Origin of the sequence: Streptomyces sp. NPDC047028 (assembly GCF_040644095.1) — a bacterium.
Lineage (GTDB): Bacteria > Actinomycetota > Actinomycetes > Streptomycetales > Streptomycetaceae > Streptomyces.
In genome coordinates this window covers 1-4,556 of record NZ_JBEYVS010000109.1, presented here as the reverse complement: position 1 = coordinate 4,556, position 4,556 = coordinate 1, and the positions used below count along the sequence as shown (strand labels likewise).

The 4,556-nt window shown below is 70.0% G+C and carries 1 protein-coding gene and 1 CRISPR repeat array; the gene reads left to right on the top strand.

Annotated elements, in window-relative coordinates:
- Positions 1 to 124: 124 nt before the first annotated feature.
- A CRISPR array of direct repeats spans positions 125 to 2,349; the repeat unit is 29 nt; unit sequence CGGTTCACCTCCGCCTGCGCGGAGCGGAC.
- A gap of 214 nt (positions 2,350 to 2,563) precedes the next feature.
- A complete protein-coding gene (locus ABZ854_RS37000) occupies positions 2,564 to 4,552 on the top strand; it encodes a CRISPR-associated endonuclease Cas3'' (protein ID WP_361220395.1) in 1,989 nt (662 codons plus the stop codon).
- Positions 4,553 to 4,556 lie beyond the last annotated feature (4 nt).

The window sequence follows — 4,556 nt, the reverse complement described above, 5'->3', positions numbered from 1 at the left end:
CCGCTACGACAAGACCGCCACCGTCTACCTCGCCGGACTCCACATCGCCGCCATCTTCATTTGGTCGGCGAGGTGATCCGAAGGAAACGACCTAGTCGAGGAACCGCTCGAACTCCGGGGAGCCCGGTTTACCTCCGCCTGCGCGGAGCGGACGTGACCAGGATCGACCGCATGTAGTCGTAGGCCGGTTCACCTCCGCCTGCGCGGAGCGGACGAGTTCGGTGCGCTGCTCGTCGGTGAGGGTGTCGGTTGACCTCCGCCTGCGCGGAGCGGACTCGGTGGTCTGCCCGGCGAGCTGCCGGGCCTCCGGTTCACCTCCGCCTGCGCGGAGCGGACAGGGCGACGAGCGGGGTGATGTCGACGTCCGACGGTTCACCTCCGCCTGCGCGGAGCGGACTGCTCGTCCGCGCTGCGGCTCTCGTGGAAGTCCGGTTCACCTCCGCCTGCGCGGAGCGGACCTCGCCGCTCACGGTGGCGACCCAGGCCCCGGCGGTTCACCTCCGCCTGCGCGGAGCGGACGCGGCGCCCGACGGTGCAGATCCGGCTGGTCGCGGTTCACCTCCGCCTGCGCGGAGCGGACGCGGGGACGGTGACGACGTGCCACTCCCCGCGCGGTTCACCTCCGCCTGCGCGGAGCGGACCCCTCCGACTGCCGGCCGGCGCTGATCGGCGCCGGTTCACCTCCTCCTGCGCGGAGCGGACTACGCCGACCTGTGCCAGCGGCTCGGCGGCGGCGGTTCACCTCCGCCTGCGCGGAGCGGACGCAGGTGAGCACATCGCTAAACACCCGCACACCGGTTCACCTCCGCCTGCGCGGAGCGGACGATCTTCCGGTAGACGCTCTCGGGGGCGGTCACGGTTCACCTCCGCCTGCGCGGAGCGGACTCCTCATCAACGAGCACCCGGACGGCTCCTGCCGGTTCACCTCCGCCTGCGCGGAGCGGACGCGAAGGCGGGCCGCGTGTTGTCGCAGGCGAACGGTTCACCTCCGCCTGCGCGGAGCGGACGAGTCACGGCCCGGGGCGCGGCCCTCGATCAGCGGTTCACCTCCGCCTGCGCGGAGCGGACCTCGCACGCGCACGCGCACGCATCGCCGGCTACGGTTCACCTCCGCCTGCGCGGAGCGGACTACGGCGGGGCGGCGGCCGGGATCGCGTCGGCCGGTTCACCTCCGCCTGCGCGGAGCGGACGAACACGCGCACACCTCGACCGCCCGCAAGTCCGGTTCACCTCCGCCTGCGCGGAGCGGACGTCGAAAAACCCCGTTCCGCTTGACAGCGGAGCGGTTCACCTCCGCCTGCGCGGAGCGGACGCCGTACGGTTCGATCTCGCTCACGGTCATCCCGGTTCACCTCCGCCTGCGCGGAGCGGACCCCAGGCCCGGGGGAGTGGTCACCGTGGCGTTCGGTTCACCTCCGCCTGCGCGGAGCGGACTTCGAGTCGCCGGGCACCGGAAGGATCAGCCGCGGTTCACCTCCGCCTGCGCGGAGCGGACTGGCCCGGTGCGTGCTCGCCGGCCCCGGCCTCCGGTTCACCTCCGCCTGCGCGGAGCGGACCTGATCGACGGCCAGCTGATCCGCTGGAATCACGGTTCACCTCCGCCTGCGCGGAGCGGACAGCTGGGCCCGGGTGACGGCGAGGGCGGACGTCGGTTCACCTCCGCCTGCGCGGAGCGGACTTCTCAAGCCGCTGCGGCGAGTTCTTCGACGGCGGTTCACCTCCGCCTGCGCGGAGCGGACGCGATGCGGGTGACGGCGGCCTTGTACTCGGGCGGTTCACCTCCGCCTGCGCGGAGCGGACCCGGCCATCACCGACGAGCAGGAGTTCGTCCGCGGTTCACCTCCGCCTGCGCGGAGCGGACTTGGTGGCGTTGCCGCGTCCGGCTGCGTACAGCGGTTCACCTCCGCCTGCGCGGAGCGGACTGGTGGATGGCGAGGAACGCGGCTTCGGCGGTCGGTTCACCTCCGCCTGCGCGGAGCGGACCCCCCACCAGCAGCGACCCCACCCTCGGCTACCGGTTCACCTCCGCCTGCGCGGAGCGGACTTCAAGGAACTCGGCACCGAAGCCCTCGCCGACGGTTCACCTCCGCCTGCGCGGAGCGGACCTGATCGTGACCTTCTGGGTGCCGGTCTCGGCCGGTTCACCTCCGCCTGCGCGGAGCGGACGCGGTGGACTCGGACACGTAGTGCCCGGAGAACGGTTCACCTCCGCCTGCGCGGAGCGGACGCGTCGACCTCGATCATCACCTGCCACAGCGGCGGTTCACCTCCGCCTGCGCGGAGCGGACGTCTCGGCCTTCATGGCGGTGCGCTTCTTGCCCGGTTCACCTCCGCCTGCGCGGAGCGGACCCTTCGTGACCTGCGACGTTAGCAGGGGTTGGCAAATCCTTTACCCACATCGTTCCGGTACGTTGAAGCCTCCTCCCCTTGATCAAGCCACCGTGGCGTCAGGGGATGCCGAAGCGGTGACGCTAGTCAGACTACCTTCAGCTTGCCGAACCAGCGGCGGCAATCTCCGCAGGTGGGGCCCTGTTGTCAGTGGCGGCTGCTAGAAGTTCTCGTCATGCGTGATTCAGCTGTCCGGGGTCAGGTGGACGTGCGGGTTTGGGGTAAGGAGCGGGGTTTGCCGCATCCGTACCCCTTGATCTGTCATCTGCTGGATGTGGCCGCGGTGTTCGGGACGCTCTGGGATGCCCTGCTGGATCTGAAGGCGCGGCAAGGCATAGCAGCGGAGTTGGGGCTCAGCGTCAGTGAGGCGCGTGCGGTGCTGGCGTGTTGGGCGGGTGTGCACGATCTGGGGAAGATCACGCCGCCGTTTCAGGCACAAGTACCGGACGCCTTCAAGGCACTGGCGAGCGACGGGACTTACGTTGCTGCGCCAGGGGCCGAGAAGGTCTCGAGTTTTCGGCACGAGATGGGCACACACTGGTCGTTGGTATCGCTGCTGGCGGAAGCCGGCTATCCGGTTTCGCGCGTGCAGGCGCGGAGTCTGCCGCATCAGGTCGCCCAGTTGCTGGGAGGGCATCACGGGTGTTTCGCCGACGTGGTGCCGGCCCGGCAGGCCGCGTCGGCGGGGCAGTACCAGGCGGGATTGGGCCAGCGTGGGTGGGAGGAGCAGCGTCGCTGCCACCTTGAGGCGGTCCGGGGGGTGGTGGGCGCCGAGGCGGTGCCGACGGCCGAGTTGTCGGCGGCGACCTCGGTGCGCGTGTACGGGCTGGTCGTGCTGGCGGACTGGCTGGCCAGCAGCATGGAGTGGATTCTGCCCTGCCTACCCAGCAGGACATGGTCCGGCACCGCGGAACAGTTGGAGGCGCACTATCGGCAGGCCACGCGTGACGCGCCCGGCGTGGTGCGGACTGCGCGCTTGGGCCGTGCCACGTTTCCAACCGAGAAAGCATTGCTATTCGAGGACTTGTTTCCGTTCGCCCCGAACGCACTGCAGCGAGACATCGCCGAGGTGCTGCCCCGAGCTGTGGGGGAAGAGGGATCGGGACTGGTGCTCATGACGGCGCCGACGGGGGACGGGAAGACGGAGGCGGCCCTGTTCGCGGCCGCGGTTCTGGGACGGGCCTCAGGGGCGCGAGGCTTGTATTTCGCTCTGCCAACGATGGCGACGGCGGACCAGATGTTTCCGCGGGTGGCCTCATTCGCCGGGCGCGCGCTGACCGGGGAGCGGGCCCTGCTGCTGATGCACAACGCGGCGTGGCTCAGCACGGCGATGGACGGCGGCGTCCAGGAGAAGCACTTGGCCGATGCCTGGGCCCTCGAGGAGGCCGTCGGGCAAGCTGAACCGGTCACGGTTGCAGACGGCGATGAGTTCAGTGCGGCTCCTGCCACGGCCGTTGAGGCGCGGGCCTGGCTTCGGGAGGGCAGCAAACGAGGCTTTGCCGCCCCCTTGGGCGCAGGCACGATCGACCAGGCTCTCGCGGCAGTCCTGCCCGTTTCCTTCAACGCACTGCGCCTGTTCGGCCTGTCCGACAAGGTCCTGATCGTCGATGAGGCGCACGCGTACGGCCCGTGGATGCAGACGCTCATGGTCCGCCTTCTGGAATGGCTGGGGGCATTCCGTGCCCCGGTGGTGCTGCTGTCGGCGACCTTGACGGGTCGCTCCGCCAGTTCTCTCGTAGACGCTTACCGCAGGGGCGCCGGCTTCACCGAGCCCTGCGAGATACGGCCGGCCTACCCCGGCTGGCTGTTCGCGGATGCCGCAACCGGCGACGTCTCGGATGCCCGTACGGTGGCGACCTTGCGCCCGCGGACCCTGGATGTATCGCTGCGGCAGGTGGTCTGGGACTGCGACGAGACCGTGGTCCGGCCGAGGCTCGGCGGACGGCGCAGCGTACTCCGTGAAGTCCTCGCGCCCGTCGCCGAATTCGGGGGGACGGCACTGGTGTGTTGCACGACGGTCGCTGAGGCCCAGCGGACCTTCCGCGATCTCCGAAGAGCGTTTCCTGCTCTCTCACTGAACCTCTTTCATCCTGTGCTGGCGGGTGAAATGGGCTGGTCAGCGGCTGTGGTGACGAGGCAGGGCCCCTCGTCGTTGGCGTGGTGATTCC

What these genes read in the sequence shown, in the direction of transcription:
- ABZ854_RS37000 (WP_361220395.1), top strand. Translation starts at nt 2,564, where the DNA reads ATGCGTGATTCAGCTGTCCGGGGTCAGGTGGACGTGCGGGTTTGGGGT.